17 protein-coding genes and 1 tRNA gene are annotated in these 17149 nt (G+C 70.6%); 12 read left to right on the top strand and 6 right to left on the bottom strand.

The annotated features are described in order from the left end of the window. Positions 1 to 10: 10 nt before the first annotated feature. The 4 genes from lysS (at position 11) to DSM26151_RS12075 (ending at position 6055) form a co-directional block, all read left to right on the top strand. Positions 11 to 1519: a lysine--tRNA ligase gene (gene lysS / locus DSM26151_RS12090; protein WP_234659780.1), complete on the top strand. Its 1509-nt coding sequence runs from the start codon at positions 11 to 13 to the stop codon at positions 1517 to 1519. A gap of 95 nt (positions 1520 to 1614) precedes the next feature. Continuing rightward, entirely contained in the window at positions 1615 to 1791 is a 177-nt protein-coding gene (locus DSM26151_RS12085; protein ID WP_234659779.1) for a hypothetical protein, read from the top strand. 5 nt (positions 1792 to 1796) lie between these two features. After that, a complete protein-coding gene (cls, locus tag DSM26151_RS12080; RefSeq protein ID WP_234659778.1) occupies positions 1797 to 3269 on the top strand; it encodes a cardiolipin synthase in 1473 nt (490 codons plus the stop codon). 203 nt (positions 3270 to 3472) lie between these two features. After that, positions 3473 to 6055 carry a M14 family zinc carboxypeptidase gene (locus DSM26151_RS12075; protein WP_234659777.1) on the top strand — a complete coding sequence of 861 codons (2583 nt, stop codon included), beginning with the start codon at positions 3473 to 3475 and terminating at the stop codon, positions 6053 to 6055. 60 nt (positions 6056 to 6115) lie between these two features. Here the strand turns inward: DSM26151_RS12075 and DSM26151_RS12070 are convergent, their stop codons facing one another. After that, positions 6116 to 7138 (bottom strand): pirin family protein, encoded by a 1023-nt coding sequence (locus DSM26151_RS12070; protein WP_234659776.1) that lies wholly within the window; start codon positions 7136 to 7138, stop codon positions 6116 to 6118. Positions 7139 to 7225: 87 nt separating this feature from the next. On the opposite strand from DSM26151_RS12070, the gene DSM26151_RS12065 reads away from it, so the two are divergent. Continuing rightward, positions 7226 to 7750: a hypothetical protein gene (locus DSM26151_RS12065; protein ID WP_234659775.1), complete on the top strand. Its 525-nt coding sequence runs from the start codon at positions 7226 to 7228 to the stop codon at positions 7748 to 7750. A gap of 42 nt (positions 7751 to 7792) precedes the next feature. Here the strand turns inward: DSM26151_RS12065 and DSM26151_RS12060 are convergent, their stop codons facing one another. Genes DSM26151_RS12060 through DSM26151_RS12050 form a run of 3 tightly spaced genes read right to left on the bottom strand, consistent with a single transcriptional unit; the run spans position 7793 to position 9232 of the window. Then, the gene (locus DSM26151_RS12060; RefSeq protein ID WP_234659774.1) at positions 7793 to 8311 is read right to left on the bottom strand and encodes a glycine cleavage system protein R; all 519 of its coding nucleotides are present in this window, start codon (positions 8309 to 8311) and stop codon (positions 7793 to 7795) included. A gap of 49 nt (positions 8312 to 8360) precedes the next feature. After that, a complete protein-coding gene (locus tag DSM26151_RS12055; RefSeq protein ID WP_234659773.1) occupies positions 8361 to 8615 on the bottom strand; it encodes a helix-turn-helix domain-containing protein in 255 nt (84 codons plus the stop codon). Further along, positions 8615 to 9232 (bottom strand): hypothetical protein, encoded by a 618-nt coding sequence (locus tag DSM26151_RS12050; RefSeq protein ID WP_234659772.1) that lies wholly within the window; start codon positions 9230 to 9232, stop codon positions 8615 to 8617. Before DSM26151_RS12050 ends, DSM26151_RS12055 begins: the two co-directional genes overlap by 1 nt. A gap of 166 nt (positions 9233 to 9398) precedes the next feature. On the opposite strand from DSM26151_RS12050, the gene DSM26151_RS12045 reads away from it, so the two are divergent. The 4 genes from DSM26151_RS12045 to DSM26151_RS12030 all read left to right on the top strand — a co-directional run bounded on the left by DSM26151_RS12045 (position 9399) and on the right by DSM26151_RS12030 (position 13892). Beyond that, positions 9399 to 11921 (top strand): ATP-dependent Clp protease ATP-binding subunit, encoded by a 2523-nt coding sequence (locus DSM26151_RS12045; RefSeq protein WP_234659771.1) that lies wholly within the window; start codon positions 9399 to 9401, stop codon positions 11919 to 11921. A 91-nt stretch (positions 11922 to 12012) separates the two neighbouring features. Beyond that, positions 12013 to 12519, top strand: coding sequence for an amino-acid N-acetyltransferase (locus DSM26151_RS12040; RefSeq protein ID WP_234659770.1), 507 nt, complete (start codon positions 12013 to 12015; stop codon positions 12517 to 12519). A 74-nt stretch (positions 12520 to 12593) separates the two neighbouring features. Further along, positions 12594 to 13256, top strand: coding sequence for a hypothetical protein (locus DSM26151_RS12035; protein ID WP_234659769.1), 663 nt, complete (start codon positions 12594 to 12596; stop codon positions 13254 to 13256). 228 nt (positions 13257 to 13484) lie between these two features. Then, on the top strand, positions 13485 to 13892 hold the full coding sequence (locus tag DSM26151_RS12030; protein WP_234659768.1) for a dehydrogenase: 408 nt from the start codon (positions 13485 to 13487) through the stop codon (positions 13890 to 13892). A gap of 52 nt (positions 13893 to 13944) precedes the next feature. Here DSM26151_RS12030 and radA read toward each other — a convergent pair whose 3' ends face one another. Continuing rightward, positions 13945 to 15312: a DNA repair protein RadA gene (gene radA, locus DSM26151_RS12025; protein WP_234659767.1), complete on the bottom strand. Its 1368-nt coding sequence runs from the start codon at positions 15310 to 15312 to the stop codon at positions 13945 to 13947. 58 nt (positions 15313 to 15370) lie between these two features. Then, positions 15371 to 16204 carry an SGNH/GDSL hydrolase family protein gene (locus DSM26151_RS12020; RefSeq protein WP_234659766.1) on the bottom strand — a complete coding sequence of 278 codons (834 nt, stop codon included), beginning with the start codon at positions 16202 to 16204 and terminating at the stop codon, positions 15371 to 15373. 126 nt (positions 16205 to 16330) lie between these two features. Here DSM26151_RS12020 and DSM26151_RS12015 point away from each other — a divergent pair. The 3 genes from DSM26151_RS12015 to DSM26151_RS12005 all read left to right on the top strand — a co-directional run bounded on the left by DSM26151_RS12015 (position 16331) and on the right by DSM26151_RS12005 (position 17112). Then, positions 16331 to 16421 (top strand) — tRNA-Ser (locus tag DSM26151_RS12015). A gap of 76 nt (positions 16422 to 16497) precedes the next feature. Continuing rightward, positions 16498 to 16725: an RNA-binding S4 domain-containing protein gene (locus DSM26151_RS12010; RefSeq protein ID WP_234659765.1), complete on the top strand. Its 228-nt coding sequence runs from the start codon at positions 16498 to 16500 to the stop codon at positions 16723 to 16725. A gap of 120 nt (positions 16726 to 16845) precedes the next feature. Next, the gene (locus DSM26151_RS12005; RefSeq protein WP_234659764.1) at positions 16846 to 17112 is read left to right on the top strand and encodes a GlsB/YeaQ/YmgE family stress response membrane protein; all 267 of its coding nucleotides are present in this window, start codon (positions 16846 to 16848) and stop codon (positions 17110 to 17112) included. The last annotated feature ends 37 nt before the right edge of the window (positions 17113 to 17149 follow it).

The following is a 17149-nucleotide window of genomic DNA, read 5'->3' as shown; positions in this document are numbered from 1 at the left end:
CGGAGAAGCCATGGCCGACGAGACCACGCACGAGCCGACCGCCGAGGAGATCTCGGAGCAGAAGTCCGTGCGCCTGGCCAAGCGCGAACGCCTGAACGGCGAGGCGGCCGATGCCGGTCAGGGCGCCTACCCGGTGTCGCTGCCGATCACGGCGAGCATCGCCGAGGTCCGCGCGCGCTTCGTCGGCCTCGGCGTCGACGAGCAGAGCGGCGAACGGGTCGGCGTCTCCGGCCGGATCGTGCACCTGCGCAACACCGGCAAGCTCTGCTTCGCCGCGCTGCAGTCCGGCGACGGCAGCCGCATCCAGGCCATGGTCTCGCTCGCCGAGGTCGGCGAGGAGACGCTCGCGGCGTGGAAGGACCTCGTCGACCTCGGCGACCACGTCTTCGTCGCGGGCGAGGTCATCACGAGCCGTCGCGGGGAACTCTCGATCATGGCGACCGAGTGGCGGATGGCGGCCAAGGCCATCAACCCGCTGCCGAACCTGCACAACGATCTCTCGGAAGAGACCCGCGTGCGCAGCCGCTACCTCGACCTGATCGCGCGCGAGCAGGCCCGCCGCAACGTCATCGACCGGGCCAAGGTCAACGCGAGCCTGCGCCGCACGTTCACCGAGCTCGGCTTCGTCGAGGTCGAGACCCCGATGCTGCAGGTCATGCACGGCGGGGCATCCGCTCGCCCGTTCGTCACGCACTCGAACGCGTTCGACACCGAGTTGTACCTGCGCATCGCGCCCGAGCTGTACCTCAAGCGCGCCGTGGTCGGCGGCATCGAGCGCGTGTTCGAGATCAACCGCAACTTCCGCAACGAGGGCGCCGACTCGACCCACAGCCCCGAGTTCGCGATGCTCGAGGCCTACCAGGCGTACGGCGACTACCACTCGATCGCCGACCTCACCCAGAAGCTCATCCAGGACGCCGCGGCATCCGTCTCGGGCTCGCACGTCGTGACCTGGGCCGACGGCACCGAGTACGACCTCGGCGGCCAGTGGGACCGGCTGTCGATGTACGGGTCGCTCTCCGAAGCCATCGGCGAGGAGATCACCGCGCAGACGCCCATGTCTCGCCTGAAGGAACTCGCCGACGCCGTCGACATCGAGATCGACCACCCGCTGCCCGGCAAGTACGTCGAAGAGCTCTGGGAGCACCACGTCAAGACCGGTCTCGTGCGGCCCACGTTCGTCATGGACTTCCCGCTCGACACGTCGCCGCTCGTGCGCGAGCACCGGTCGATCCCGGGCGTCGTCGAGAAGTGGGACCTCTACGTGCGGGGCTTCGAGCTCGCCACGGGCTACTCCGAACTCGTCGACCCGGTCGTGCAGCGCGAGCGCTTCGTCGAACAGGCCAAGCTCGCAGCGGGCGGCGACCCCGAGGCGATGCGCCTGGACGAGGAGTTCCTGCGCGCCCTCGAGTTCGGCATGCCGCCGACCGGCGGCATGGGCATGGGCATCGACCGTCTGCTGATGGCGATCACCGGGCTCGGCATCCGCGAGACCATCCTGTTCCCGCTGGTCAAGTGAGGCGGCTGTGTTCGGGCGTCTGGGGCATCGCCACCGGCGGCTGAGGGAACCTCACGGCGAACGCGCGGGAAAGCCCGGGGTATTCTGATACGGCTATGGACGATTACTGGGCGAATGCGATCTGGTCGCTCACGCCGACCGTGCTCATCGGGCTCATCTTCTGGTTCGTGATGCGATCGCTGCTGCGCGCGGACCGGTCCGAGCGCGACGCCTACGCGAAGATCGAGGCTGAAGAGCGCGCGAAGCGCGCCGGGACAGACAGCGCCGTCTAGCACCGATGACGGCGGCTCAGATCACGGCGGTCATCGCCCTGCTCGTCCTGATCGCCGACATCGTCGTGCGCATCGTCGCCGTGGTCGTCGTGCCGCGAAACCGGCGGCCGACCGCGGGCATGGCGTGGCTGCTCGCGATCTTCTTCATCCCGTGGCTCGGGGTCTTCTTCTTCCTGCTGATCGGGAACCCGAAGCTCCCGAAGGCGCGCCGCACGAAGCAGGCCGAGGTCGACCGGTTCATCCGGGAGCACACCCACGGCGTCGAGCAGGTCAGCGACAGCAGCGCGTGGCCCGACTGGTTCGAGGGCGTCGTGCGCCTGAACCGCAACCTCGGCGCGATGCCGCTCATCGGGCGCAACGGCGCCCGGCTCCTCGGCGGGTACCAAGAGTCGCTGGATGCGATGACCGAGGCGATCGGCCGGGCCGAGCGGTTCGTGCACGCCGAGTTCTACATCCTCGCCTACGACCGGACGACCGCGCCCTTCTTCGATGCGCTCGGCGACGCGGTCGCCCGGGGCGTCGAGGTCCGGGTGCTGCTCGACCACGTCGCGTCGTTCCGGTCGAAGGGCTACCGCCGCACCCTGCGCAGGCTCGAAGGCATGGGGGTGCAGTGGCGGCTCATGCTGCCCGTGCAACCGCTGCGAGGCAAGTACCAGCGGCCGGACCTGCGCAACCACCGGAAGATCCTCGTCGTCGACGGCGACATCGCCTACATGGGCTCGCAGAACATCATCGATCGCAGCTACAACAAGCGCGGCAACATCCGGCGGGGCCTGAAGTGGAAGGAGCTCGTCGCCGAGCTCGAGGGGCCCATCGTCTCCGGCCTCGACGCCATCTTCGCGACCGACTGGTACCTCGAGACCGGTGAGGTTCCCTACCGGGACGACCTCGACCTGATCCCGTTCGACCAGCCGCCCGAGGAGCAGAACCTGGACTGCCAGGTCGTGCCGAGCGGCCCGGGCCACCCGAACGAGAACAACCTCAAGCTCTTCCTCGCGCTCCTGTACGCGGCGCGCGAGCGGATCATCATCACGAGCCCGTACTTCGTACCCGACGACGCGATGCTCCGCGCGATCAGCGGGGCGACGCAGCGGGGGGTGCACGTCGAGCTGTTCGTCTCCGAGATCGGAGACCAGGCGCTCGTGTACCACGCCCAGCGCTCCTACTACGAGGCCCTGCTGCGTGCGGGGGTCCGCATCTACCTCTACAAGGCGCCGTACATCCTGCACTCGAAGCACTTCACGGTCGACGACGATGTCGCCGTCATCGGTTCGAGCAACATGGACATCCGCTCATTCGAGCTCAACATGGAGGTCTCGCTGCTCGTGCGCGGCGCGTCGTTCGTCCGCGAGATGCGCATCGTCGAGGACGAGTACCGGCGCGACAGCCGCGAACTCACGCTCGACGAGTGGATGCGCCAGCCGCTGCGCTCCACCGTGCTCGACAACCTGGCGCGGCTCACCTCGGCCCTGCAGTAGGCGCGGAACCCGCAAGAATCTTCACACGCACGCAACGAAACGGTCTGGTGACCGCATGCGTGCGCATGCAAGGCTGGCGTGTACCGAGTTCCAGCGCACGATTCCACCGCGAGTCGTGCGCGGTTCGTCGTCCACGGCGCGATCCGCCGAGACCACGGCGAACCGGACCCTCCGATCCAGCGACCCTACGGAGCAGCATGTCGATGCAACGCACCCTCGCTGGCGCGGGTGTCACGGCCGTCCTGGCCACGACACTCGTCGCCGGTTCCACACCCGCCGCAGCCCTGGAGGGCGACGCGGCGGTTCCGATCGTCACCCCCGTCTCGCCGATGGTCGCCCCGCCGACCAGTTACCCGTTCCAGCCCGAGCTCGCGACCGTCGCCGACGACCCGACCGACGCGTCGATCGCTCGCGGCGTCATCCCCTACGACGAGATCGCACCGCGGCTGAACGAGCTCACCGCCGGCAGCGACCGCATCTCGGTGCAGGTCGTCGGGCAGTCGGCGCTCGGGCGCGACATCCACCTGGTCACGCTGACGGCGCCCGAGAACCCGGGCGAGACGCGGCGTCAGGCGCTCTTCCGCGACATGATCAAGCACAAGCCCGAGACGGCGGCGAAGAACGCCTCGCTCATGAAGAACTACAAGGTGCCGATCTGGTTCAACGCCAACATCCACGGCAACGAGTGGGAGGGCACCGACGCCGTCCTCGACTACATCGAGCACCTGGCGACCGCGCCGTACGACGAGGTGGCGGACCTGCTCGAGCACAACCGGCTCTACTTCACCGTCACCAACAACCCCGACGGCCGGGCGCTCGGCCAGCGCGCGACGGCGACCGGGTTCGACGCGAACCGCGACATGATCACGGGCGCCACGAACGAGGCGCGGATCATCCGCGACCTGTCGGGGGTCATCCAGCCGACGTTCTACATCGACCTGCACGGCTACACGAGCGTGCTGCAGGTCGAGCCGTGCGGCCCGCCCCACGGTGAGAACTACGAGTACGACCTCTTCCTGCCGCACGCGTACGCGGCGGCGCTCGAGATCGAGGAGGCCGTGACCGCAGCGGACATCCCGGGCAACACCTACCTCGACCTCGAGACGAACCGGGTCACGACCGAGAACACGGGCAACATCCGGATCCCCTACCGCGACATCCGGGCAGGGTGGGACGACTGGCCCCCGATCTTCACGCCGCAGTACGTCGCCTACCAGGGCGCGGTCACGAACACGGTCGAGCTTCCGCTCGGACGGGTGAACCCGCCGAGCGACCCGAGGAACGCCGCGAACTCCGCGGTGAACATCGAGGTGGCGGGCGTGGTCATCGAGACCTCGGTCGACTACGTCGTCGAGAACGCCGATTCGCTGCTCGAGAACCAGATCGAGATCTTCCGGCGCGGCGACGCGGGCGAGCCCCTCGTGGAGATCCCCGCCGACGTCGACCCGGCCGACGTGCCGGCGCCGAACCAGTGGGCCGAGATCTGGGACGAGACCGACGTCTACACCGCCGAGTTCCCCCGGGCCTACGTCATCCCCGCCGGTGAGGCGCAGCGTTCGGCGACGGATGCCGCCAACCTCGTCGACCAGCTCATCGCGAACGGCGTCGAGGTGCAACGCGCATCCTCCGCGTTCACGGCGGACGGCACGACCTACGCGGCGGGCTCCTACGTCGTCGACATGCACCAGCCGCTGCGCGGCATGGCGAACGTGCTGCTCGCGGACGGGTCCGACATCTCGGAGCGCGTGCCCGACATGTACGACATCTCGGCGTGGAGCCTCGCCCTGCTCTGGGGGGCCGACGTCGACGCGATCGGTTCCACGGGCGACCCCGCGCTCACGGCGAAGCTCAAGGCGGTGGCCGAGGCGGCGCCGACCGGGTCGGTGCCGGCAGGCGGGTCCCACCTCGAGCTCGCCACGACGGGCGTCGCGGAGTACCAGGCCGTGAACGCGCTGATCGAGTCGGGCGTGCCCGTCTCGGCGTTCGCCGACGGCTCGGTCGTGATCGAAGCGGATGCCGCGGGCCGCTCGGCGGCCGAGGAGGTCGCCGAGCTCTACGGCGTGGCGTTCACGGCATCCGACGGGTCGCGCCTGGCCTCGGAGGAGAGCACGGGACTGGGCGACCTGGCGGTCGCCTACTCGGGCGGCGGCGAGGAGCTGCTGACGCTCCAGAAGCTCGGCTTCGACGACCCCGTCCAGGTCTCGTCCGCGTCGCTCACGAGCGGTGCCGCGAACCTCGACGACGTCGACGTGCTCTGGATCGGCGCCAACCTCAACTTCTCGTCGTCGCAGGCGGCCGGTCGTGCCGAGGTCGAGGAGTACCTGGCCGACGGCGGCGGCGTCGTGGGCGAGGGCACCGCGATCGCCGCGTTCGCGAACGCGTTCGGTCTGCTGAGCTCGACGGCGACCGCGGGAACGAGCGGATCGAACGGCATCGTCTCGGTCGATCCGGTCGCCGGCGGACTCCTGGGGACCTACCCGGCCGACACCGCCTTCGTCTACCCGGCCGTCTGGTACACGAACCTCGGTGCAGGCGCGGTCGTCGAGCAGACGTACGCGGCCGGCGACCCGTTCATCGCGGGCCACTGGCGCGACTCGGCGGGCCGTTCGACGACGGATGCCGCGGGGCAGGCGTCGGCGGTCTCGACCGAGACCGAGGCGGGCAACCGCGTGCTCATGTTCGGCACCTCGATGAACTTCCGCACCCACCCCGTGGGTCAGTTCGGGCAGATCGCCCGCGGCCTGTTCTGGGCGGGGAGCGAAGGAGAGGCGGTTCCCGCACCGTAGTCGACGGATGCCACGGCGGCGCCGTCCGGGACCTGTTCCCGGCCGGCGCCGTCCGTCGTCTCAGGGCCGGGGCTTCAGGCGGACGGACGGAAGACCGGGCGCGGGAAGCGGCGCACCGTCGTAGCCGGTGACGGTGCCGAACGGGCCGTCCGGGTCGTTGCGGTCGATCACGTCGGACTGCCATCGCCTCCGGAACTCGACGATCTCCTCATGCGAGCGCCCGATGAAGTTCCACCACATGACGAGCTGCTCGGTGAACGGCCGCCCGCCGAGCACGATCACCCGGGCCGGTTCCTCGCCCGCCGCGAGTCGCACGCGCGTCGGCCCGGGCTCGAGCACGGCCAGCTGCGACCACGCGACGTCGACGCGGACCCCGGCGTCCGGGAGCCCGACCCCGACGGGGCCGGCGTCGACGAGCACCCCGTGCTCGAACCCCGGGTCGAGCGGGAACTCGACCGAGCCGCCCGGGGGAAGGTCGACCTGGGCCCCGAGCAGGGGCGTGAACGTCGTGATCGGCGATGCCGCGGCATCCGTCGTCGGGGCCCCGTCGGGGCCGGCGAGCTCGCCCGCGAACACCCGGACGGTCGCGTCGTCGAGCTCGACCGCCACGGTGTCGGCGCGTTCGAAGAACGGGGCGACCCGCCGTGAGCCTTCGGGCAGCGCGACCCAGAGCTGGACGCCGTGCAGCCGTGTCGTGTCGGGGGTGGAGACCTCCGAGTGGGAGATCCCGCGGCCGGCGGTCATGAGGTTCACGCCGCCGGGCCGCACGCGCTCGTGGACGCCGGTCGAGTCGCGGTGCTCGATCTCGCCCGCGAACAGCCAGCTGACCGTCTGCAGGCCCGTGTGCGGGTGCGGCGGCACCACCATGCCGCCGGTCGTCTCGACCTCGTCGGGACCGTAGTGGTCGATGAAGCACCATGCGCCGATGGTCGTGCGGCCGCGCTGGGGGAGGGTGCGCCGGACCGGCATCGCGCGTGGGCCGCCGAGCGGCACCTCGCGGGCGTCGAAGACGACGATGCCCGCGCCGGTCGCCTCGTCCGGTGGGCTGAGCACCTCCACCGGATCACGTTCGAGGTTGCTCATTCCCGCATCCTACGCTCGGGCGTCGCGGCAGGACCGCCGGGTCCGAGGTCCCGTGGCCTGCGGTCGACGCGTGGCACGATGACGCGCATGACGACGCGCATGACGACGCTCACCGGTACCCGCCGAGCGCTGCTCGCGGGAGCCGCCCTGGCTTCCGTGTTCCTCCTCACGGCGTGCAATCCCGGGTCGGGGGCGGTGGAGGACTTCTCCGGCCTGCCCGTGATCGACGAGCAGCAGGAGGCCGAGGGCGAGGCCGAGGACACCGAGGCCGGCGGTCCGACCGAGGATGAGGTCGAGGAGGGCGATGCCGAGGAGGTGCCCGAGCCGACCGGCGACGAGCCGTACGTGCAGTACCTGCAGAACGGCGGCCAGCTCGCGATCACGATCTGGGGCTCCTCGACCTGCCCGGTCGTGGCGACCGAGCTGCTGGTGACGGCCGAGGCGGGCGAGGGCAACGCCGTGAAGGCCGTCCTGCCGGAGCCCGAGACGGGTCCGTGCACGGCCGACTTCGTGCCGCACACGACCGTGTTCTGGACTCCGGTCGACATCACGACGACCGAGCCGCTCGAGGTCGTCGTCGGCGATGCGACCGTGACGGTGCCGATCAAGTAGGACCCGCCGCCGCGAGCGGGGCGCGGGGCGCCGCGCCCCGCGTCAGTCGGCGTCGAAGGCGAGGTCGACGAACAGCTCGCTCGCGACCCGCTCCAGGTCTTCGCGCACCGCGACGGGGTCGCCGCCCGAGGGCACGCGCACGACCAGGTGCGCTTCGAAGAGCCGCCCGCCGGCCATGGGCGCGTCGCGCTGGCCGGTCGTGATCGTCTCGATGCTGAGGCCGTGCCGTGCGAGCACCGCCGAGACGTCGCGCACGATCCCGGGGTGGTCGTTGCCGAGCAGGTCGATGCGCATCGGCGTGCGGTCGTCGACGGATGCCGCGGCATCCGCCCCGGGGTGCGCCGAGACCTCGAGCAGGCCGTCGAGTCCCTGCATGGCCGCGCGGAGCGCGGACTCGTTCTCGGCGGGGACCTCGACCACGACGATGCCCGCGAACTGGCCCGCGAGCTCGGCCATCTGGCTCTGCTCCCAGTTGCCGCCGTGTTCGTCGATCGCGCCTGCGAGGGCCTCGACGAGTCCGGCGCGGTCGTCTCCGATGACGGTCAGCACGAGTCTGGGCATGGGTGCATCCAATCACGCCGGCGTGCGCGCGGTCGAGCCGCGGCATCCGTCATCGCGGTTCGCCGCCCGGGGCGGCCGGGCGCAGGACCAGCAGGTCGCCGACCTCGCATCCGAGCGCCCGGCAGACCGCCTGCAGGGTCGAGAAGCGGATGGCGCGTGCACGGTCGTTCTTCAGGACGCTCAGGTTGACCAGGCTGACGCCGACGAGCTCGGACAGGCGGGTGAGGGTCATGCCGCGCTCGGCGAGGAGTTCATCGAGCCGGCAGTGGATGTTGTGGGCCTCGTCGGGTTCGGCCGGCGCCATCAGACGAGCCCCTCGGTCTCGCGCTGCAGGCGGCCGCCGATCTGGAATGCCGCGCCGATCGCGCCGAGCGCGAGCACTCCCCAGAAGGGGAGCCAGTCGGTGCCGAACAGCACGCCGTCGTAGGTGTACTCGCTGACGGCGGAGAGCGCGCCGTTCACGCCCATCGTCGTGAGCATGCTGCCGAGGAACCACCCGGCCGCGATCGTCGCGGCCGCCCACAGCACGACGCGGACGTTGCCCCGGCTGAACGCGCGCCCGTGGGCGAGGTTCCATGCGAAGGCGGCGAGCAGCCCGATCGCCGCGACCACGGCGAGGCCGATCACGATGGGTTCGGCGATGAGTGCGAACCAGGTCGCGGGAGCGGGGTCGGGGACGACGACGACCGCCTGGGCGACGTCGACCTCGACGAGTGCGCCGTTCGGTCCGATCGGCAGCGGTGCGGTCTCGTCGACGAACGGGACCAGCACCGGGACGTCCGACCCGGGGAGGACCTCGACGAGTCGGGCGACGACCGCCCATACGGCGACGACCGCGCCGATCACGGCGAGGGCGACGGTCAGGTACATGCCCACGCGGTCGCTGCGGTCGAGGGCGGTCGGGGCGGTCTCGGCGGCCATGGGAACTCCATATCGAGGATCGATAACAACGAATATCGATAAGGTAGCCCGGGGGTCACGGCGGCGCAAGCGAGCGTGCGCCCGTGGCGAACAGCGTCCCGACCGGCATCCGCGGTCGTTACCGTTGTTGTATCGACGCGACCAGCGGCGTCGGTGAGGAGTTGAGATGTTCGAGAGATTCACGGACCGAGCCCGTCGCGTCGTCGTCCTGGCCCAAGAAGAGGCCAAGATGCTGAATCACAACTACATCGGCACCGAGCACATCCTGCTCGGCCTCATCCACGAGGGTGAGGGCGTGGCCGCGAAGGCGCTCGAGTCGCTGGGGATCTCCCTCGATGCCGTCCGCGAGCAGGTCCAGGACATCATCGGCCAGGGCCAGCAGCAGCCGACCGGGCACATCCCGTTCACGCCGCGCGCCAAGAAGGTGCTCGAGCTCTCGCTCCGCGAGGCGCTGCAGCTCGGCCACAACTACATCGGCACCGAGCACATCCTGCTCGGCCTCATCCGCGAGGGCGAGGGCGTCGCCGCGCAGGTGCTCGTCAAGCTCGGCGCCGACCTCAATCGCGTGCGCCAGCAGGTCATCCAGCTCCTCTCCGGCTACCAGGGCAAGGAACAGGTCCAGGTCGGCGCGAACGAGCAGCAGCAGGCCCAGGGCGGATCGCAGATCCTCGACCAGTTCGGCCGCAACCTCACGCAGGCCGCACGCGAGTCGAAGCTCGACCCCGTCATCGGCCGCGAGAAGGAGATCGAGCGGGTCATGCAGATCCTCTCGCGCCGCTCCAAGAACAACCCCGTCCTCATCGGCGAGCCCGGTGTCGGCAAGACCGCCGTCGTCGAGGGGCTCGCACAGGCGATCGTCAAGGGCGAGGTCCCCGAGACGCTGAAGGACAAGCAGCTCTACTCGCTCGACCTCGGCTCGCTCATCGCCGGCTCCCGGTACCGCGGCGACTTCGAGGAGCGCCTCAAGAAGGTCACGAAGGAGATCCGCACGCGCGGCGACATCATCGTCTTCATCGACGAGATCCACACCCTCGTGGGTGCCGGCGCCGCCGAGGGCGCGATCGACGCCGCGTCGATCCTGAAGCCCCTGCTCGCGCGCGGCGAGCTGCAGACCATCGGCGCGACCACGCTCGACGAGTACCGCAAGCACTTCGAGAAGGATGCCGCGCTCGAGCGCCGCTTCCAGCCCATCCAGGTCGCCGAGCCGTCGCTCCCGCACGCGATCAACATCCTCAAGGGGCTGCGCGACCGCTACGAGGCGCACCACAAGGTCTCGATCACCGACGGCGCGATCGTCGCCGCGGCGAACCTCGCCGACCGGTACATCAGCGACCGGTTCCTGCCCGACAAGGCCATCGACCTGATCGACGAGGCCGGCGCACGCCTGCGCCTGTCGATCCTGTCGAGCCCGCCCGAGCTTCGCGAGTTCGACGAGAAGATCGCGACCGTCCGCGGCGCCAAGGAGACCGCGATCGAGGAGCAGGACTTCGAGAAGGCCGCGTCGCTGCGCGACGAGGAGAAGAACCTGCTCGGCGAACGACTCCGCCTCGAGAAGCAGTGGAAGTCGGGCGAGGTCAAGACGACCGCCGTCGTCGACGAGGGCCTGATCGCCGAGGTGCTCGCGCAGGCCACCGGCATCCCCGTCTTCAAGCTCACCGAAGAGGAGAGCTCGCGCCTGGTCTTCATGGAGAAGGCGCTGCACGAGCGCGTCATCGGCCAGGAGGAGGCGATCTCCGCCCTGTCGAAGACGATCCGCCGCACGCGTGCGGGCCTGAAGGACCCGAAGCGCCCCTCGGGGTCGTTCATCTTCGCCGGCCCCACGGGCGTCGGCAAGACCGAGCTCGCCAAGGCGCTCGCCGAGTTCCTGTTCGACGACGAGTCGGCGATGATCTCGCTCGACATGTCCGAGTACGGCGAGAAGCACACCGTCTCACGCCTGTTCGGCGCGCCTCCCGGCTTCGTCGGCTTCGAGGAGGGCGGCCAGCTCACCGAGAAGGTGCGCCGGAAGCCGTTCTCGGTCGTGCTGTTCGACGAGATCGAGAAGGCCCACCCCGACATCTTCAACTCGCTCCTGCAGATCCTCGAAGAGGGCCGCCTCACCGACGGCCAGGGCCGCGTGGTCGACTTCAAGAACACCGTCATCATCATGACGACCAACCTCGGCACGAAGGACATCTCCGGCGGCCCCGTCGGATTCCAGGTCGAGGGCGACACCCGCACCGGCTACGACCTCATGCGCGCCAAGGTCAACGAGGAGCTCAAGAAGCACTTCAAGCCCGAGTTCCTGAACCGCGTCGACGAGATCATCGTGTTCCCGCAGCTCAGCAAGGAGGAGCTGCTGCAGATCGTCGACCTGTTCATCAAGCGGCTCAGCGAGCGCATGCTCGACCGCGACATGACGGTCGAACTCACCCAGGCGGCGAAGGAACGCCTCATCGAGGTCGGGTTCGACCCCGCGCTCGGCGCCCGTCCGCTCCGCCGCGCCGTGCAGCACGAGGTCGAGGACCGGCTGTCGGAGAAGATCCTGCACGGGGAGCTCAACTCGGGCGACCACGTGCACGTCGACTTCCGCGACGGCGAGTTCGTGTTCACCACGACGCAGCGCGAACTGCCCGTCGGCGTCGGCGTGAACACGAGCGCGGCCATCGGCACCGGGCCGGCGACGCCGGACCTCGCCGCGGGCCAGTAGCCGACCAGATCGGTTCGAAGGGGCGGATGCCGCGGCATCCGCCCCTTCGCCCGTGTTCGGGCACGCAAGCCCGCCCGCATACGATTGGCGGATGAGCCAGCCCTACACCGTCCGCCGGGCGCGCACGCCCGACGTGCCGCGAATCGTCGACCTGGTGGAGCCGCTCGTCGCACGACGCATCCTGCTCGGCAAGGAGCGGGTGGATCTCTACGGGGCCGTGCAGGAGTTCCGGGTCGCCGAGACGCCCGCCGGCGAACTCGTCGGCTGCGGCGCGCTGCACGTCATGTGGGAAGACCTCGGCGAAGTGCGCACGCTGGCCGTCGACGACGGCTGGCTCGGGCACGGCGTCGGCCACGCCCTGCTGTCGGCCCTCGAGGCAGACGCCCGCGAGCTCGGCCTGAGCAGGCTGTTCTGCCTGACCTTCGAAGTCGGCTTCTTCAGCAGGCATGGGTTCGCCGACATGGGCGGCGAGACGGTCGACCCCGCGGTGTACGCCGAACTCGTGCGCTCGCACGACGAGGGCGTCGCCGAATTCCTCGACCTCGCGCGGGTCAAGCAGAACACGCTCGGCAACACGCGCATGCTGAAGAGCCTCTGAGCCCGCAACCCCGGGCAGCGGGCGCGCCGTGCCGGCACCCCGCAACGCGCCGGAGTGCGACGTAGCCTGAGCGCATGTCGACCAATCGTCCCGCCGGGCGCCTGCCCGCCTCCGTGTACCGGCGCCGCCGGCTCATGGTGCTGCTCGGACTCGTCGCCGTGATCGTCGCGATCGTGCTGGTGATCGTCCGACCCGGGGCCAGCCAGGGCGACGAGCCCGGACCGACGCCGCCGCCCGCGAGCGGTGCCCCGTCGGCGACCGACGCGTCGGCGACCGACGCTCCCGCCACGGATGCCGCGCCCGAGCCGGAGGCGCCCGCGCCGGTCGACGGCGACCCGTGCACGGCCGACCAGATGACCGTGGAGGCGATCACCGATGCGGCCGTCTATGCGGCGGGGGAGCAGCCCGAACTGTCGATCACGATCACGAACACCGGCACGAACACGTGCGTCATGAACGTCGGCACCGCGGCACAGGAGTTCACCGTGACCAGCGGGAACGAGACGTACTGGTCGTCGAAGGACTGCCAGGTCGACGCCGTCGACGCCGAGGTCTCGATCACCCCGGGAACGCCCGTCTCGTCGAGCGAGCCGCTCGTGTGGGATCGGACCCGCTCGAGTGCCGACACCTGCGGGGGCGCGCGCACGGCCGTGCCCGCCGGTGGGGCGTCGTATCACCTCGGGGTGACCGTCGACGGCATCGAGTCGGCCGAGACGAAGCAGTTCCTGCTCTACTGACGAGTGCGCGCGGGCGCGGGTGAACGCGCGCGAGCGCGCGCGAACGTATGCGAGCGCGTGCGAACGTATGTGACCGCGTGTGACGGTTCGAGGTGACGCCGCGCGCGACGGTCGCGAGGATCGGAGCCGGACTAACCACCCTGCTGTCCTAGGGGCCCGTGGCGTCACCTCGCGCCACGGGCTCTGACGCGTCGCGACGAGGTCCGACCCGCTCGGTAGGCTGGTCGGATGGCCGGTGCGAAGCGATCCAAGCCCAAGCAGCCCGTCGAGTTCCGCTCGCAGGCCCTCGCCGAGGCGCTCGAACGGCAGGACATGGCTGCGGTCGCGCTCGCCCTGCGCAACGGCAACACCGTCGTGCCGCTCGTCAAGCCGGGCCCGCGCGACAAGCCGCTCGACGGCGGCGAGGTGTGGACCTATCGCGACGCGAACACGGGCGAGGTCGCCCTGCTGCTCTTCAGCGATGCGGCGAACAAGCCCGAGAACCTGCCTCCCGCGGTGGGGCTGCAGAGCCCCGCGTGGCTCAAGGTCTTCCTCACGCGCCACGAGTCGACGATCACGACCGTGTTCCTCGACATCGCCGGCCCGCACCCCATGCAGGCCTCGCCCGCCGAACTCCTGAAGGCGCTCGAGGTCTGACCCTCGGCGCCCGCCCGCTCGGACGGGGTGCGCCGGGAGGTCGGGGCACGCGTCAGAAGGCGGCGTCGAGTTCGCGCTCGCGCGCGCCCGACGCGGCCATCATGGCGCGCTCGACCGCGGCACGCACGCTGCCGAGGTCGTCGTCGAGCACGGCGCGGTAGCCGAGCCGATTCGCCTCCGACGCGCGCTGGCGAGCGGACGCCACTGGGCGAACCTCGCCCGCGAGGCTGATCTCGCCGACCGCGGCGAGGTCGTGCGGCACGGCCCGGTCGCGCATCGCGCTCGCGATGGCGACCGCGATGGCGAGGTCGGCCGCGGGCTCGACGAGACGCACCCCGCCGACCGTGGAGACGTACACGTCGTGCTCGCCGAGCTGGCGCAGCCCGGCACGACGCTCGAGAACCGCGATGATCATGGCCACGCGTGACGGGTCGACGCCGTTGACGACGCGGCGCGGCTGCGGCGCCTTCGTACCGACGACGAGCGCCTGCACCTCGACGGGCAGTGCACGCCGCCCCTCGAGCGCGACGGTCACGCAGGTGCCGCTCACGGGGTTGCGGGTGCGGCTCAGGAACAGTGCCGACGGGTCGGGCACCTCGGCGATGCCGTCGCCGGTCATCTCGAAGCAGCCGACCTCGTCGGTCGGGCCGAACCGGTTCTTCAACGCCCGCACGAACCGCAGCGCGGTCTGCCGGTCGCCCTCGAACTGGCACACGACGTCGACGAGGTGCTCGAGCAGTCGCGGGCCCGCGATCGTGCCGTCTTTCGTGACGTGGCCCACGAGCAGCACGGGCAACTGGCGCTCTTTCGCGACTCGGATGAGGGTCGACGCGACCTCGCGGACCTGGCTCGGCTGGCCGGGCAGCCCGTCGGAGAGCGCGCTCGACACGGTCTGCACCGAGTCGACGATGAGCAGGTCGGGGGAGACCTGGTCGACCTGGCCCAGGATCGTCGCCAGGTCGGTTTCGGCGGCGAGGTAGAGCTCGTCGTGCAGTGCACCCGTGCGCCCGGCGCGAAGCCGCACCTGCGCGGTCGACTCCTCGGCGCTGACGTAGAGCACCCGGCGGCCGGTCGCGGCGACGCGCGCCGCGACCTCGAGCAGCAGCGTGGACTTGCCGACGCCCGGTTCGCCCGAGAGCAGGATCGCGGCGCCCGCGACGACGCCGCCGCCGAGCACGCGGTCGAACTCGCCGATGCCGCTCGGTCGGTGTGCGGCGTTCTCGCTCTCGAGGAACGCCGAGATCGGTCGCGCGGCACGCCCGGCCGGCGGCGCGACCGGCTGCAGGCTGCGCGTGATGCCGGTCTCGGTGCCCGACTCGACGACGGTGCCCCACTGCTGGCACTCCGCGCAGCGCCCGACCCACTTCACGGCGGACCAGCCGCATTCGGTGCAACGGAACGCGGTCGTGGGTTTGGGCATGCGATGAGCGTACGTGGCGCCGCCGACATCGACGGGCGGGCCCGCCGCGCAGAACGGGTCAGTGCGCCGCGACGGCGGTCGTGGCATCCGCTGCAGGCACCTCGGGCTCGGGCGGCAGCGTCGGCTCGGCCGGGAAGCGGGCCACGAGCGCGGCCACGAGCGAGGGCCGGAACGCGGCCGCCCAGACCCTGTAGCCGTGGTCGTTGGGGTGGAACCAGTCCATCGCGAAGTGGGTGAACATGCGCCGCAGGCCCTGATAGCGGGTCTCGTCGTGCAGGGGCACGACCGTGAGCCCGTGTTCGGCAGCGACCGCGCGGACGATCCGGTTCGCCACGGCGACCTTGCGCTCGTTCCTCGGGAAGTAGAAGTACGGCAGGTCCGCCACGAGCGCATGCGGCGGCAGCGCCGCGAACACCGAACGGATGCCGCCCTCGAACGCGGCCTCGTCCCACTCGGCGATGTCGTTCGCGCCGATCGCGACCGTCATGACGTCGGGCCTGAGCTTCGCGAGCTTCGGCAGCTGGTCGCGGACCGCGAGGTCGACCGTGGCGCCCGACACGCTGAGGTTGACCACGCGCACGCTGCGCCCGGTCGTCCGGCGGATGTCGCGCGCGAGCACGCCCACGTAGCTCCGGTCGGGGCGGCTGGCCCCGATGCCCTGCGCCGCGCTGTCGCCGAGCGCGACGTAGAGCACCTCGCCGGGCGTCTTCGCGTGGTCGCGCCACCACTTCGAGTGCACCGGGAGCGTCTCGTTCAGGATCAGGCTGTTGGCGGTCAGACGTGCGCGGAACGCGCGCCACGCGGCACGTGCGGCGAGGGCGAGCGCCGTGATGAGCGCGGCAGGCACGACGACCGAGGCGACGGATGCCGCGGGCTCGCGCTGCTCGACCATGCGGCGAAGCTAGGGCGGCCGCCTGAACGGGCGCTGAACGGGTGCGGGCCGGTGGGTGTGCGCCGGCCGGGCCGGCGGCATCCGCTCGTTTTGGAGCCTCGCGCCGCAGCGGCTATCATCGTTCTCGGTACCGTGTCCGAGCGGCCGAAGGTGCAACTCTCGAAAAGTTGTGTAGGGTAACCCCCTACCGTGGGTTCAAATCCCACCGGTACCGCCACGTGAGACGCCCCGGATCCCGGCAAGGGATCCGGGGCGTTCTCGTTCCCGGGGCGCTGGTCGGCTAGCGTGAGGGGATGCCGAACCCCGCACCGATCGAGGACGTGCCGACCGGCGGCGAGGGCATTCGCCTCGGGCAGTTTCTGAAGTTCGCAGGCCTCCTCGACTCCGGCGGAGACGTCAAGGAGGCCGTCATCGGCGGCCGCGTCACCGTGAACGGCGAGGTCGATCGGCGACGCGGGCGGCAACTGGTGCCCGGCGACGTCGTCGGCTTCGACGGCCGCAGGCTCCGCGTCGGCCGGTGAGCCGACCGGGCGCCGCGCGCACGCCCCGGAAACACGGCGGATCGGTTCCGCGACGCGCCGAGAGATCCGAGCACTCAGGAACCACACAGGAGGACAGTAGGCGACAACGAAAGGAGAACCATGAGTTTCCTCGCATTCCTGCTCCTCGGTCTGATCGCCGGGGCCATCGCCAAACTCATCCTGCCCGGCAAGCAGGGCGGCGGCTGGTTCATCACCCTCCTGCTCGGCGTCGTCGGCGCCCTGCTCGGCGGGTGGCTCGGGAGCGTCCTCTTCGGGGTCGAACTCGGCGAGTTCTGGAACCTCACCACCTGGCTGCTCGCCATCGGCGGCTCGATCGTCGTGCTGCTCATCTACGGGCTCATCGCCGGGCGCCGGAAGGCGGCCTGACGGGCGACGAACGCGCGCATCAGCCGGGCCGACACCG

Source organism: Agromyces marinus (genome assembly GCF_021442325.1).
Lineage (GTDB): Bacteria > Actinomycetota > Actinomycetes > Actinomycetales > Microbacteriaceae > Agromyces > Agromyces marinus.
Note: the sequence above shows the minus strand (reverse complement) of the source record. Positions and strands in the feature narration are given on the sequence as shown.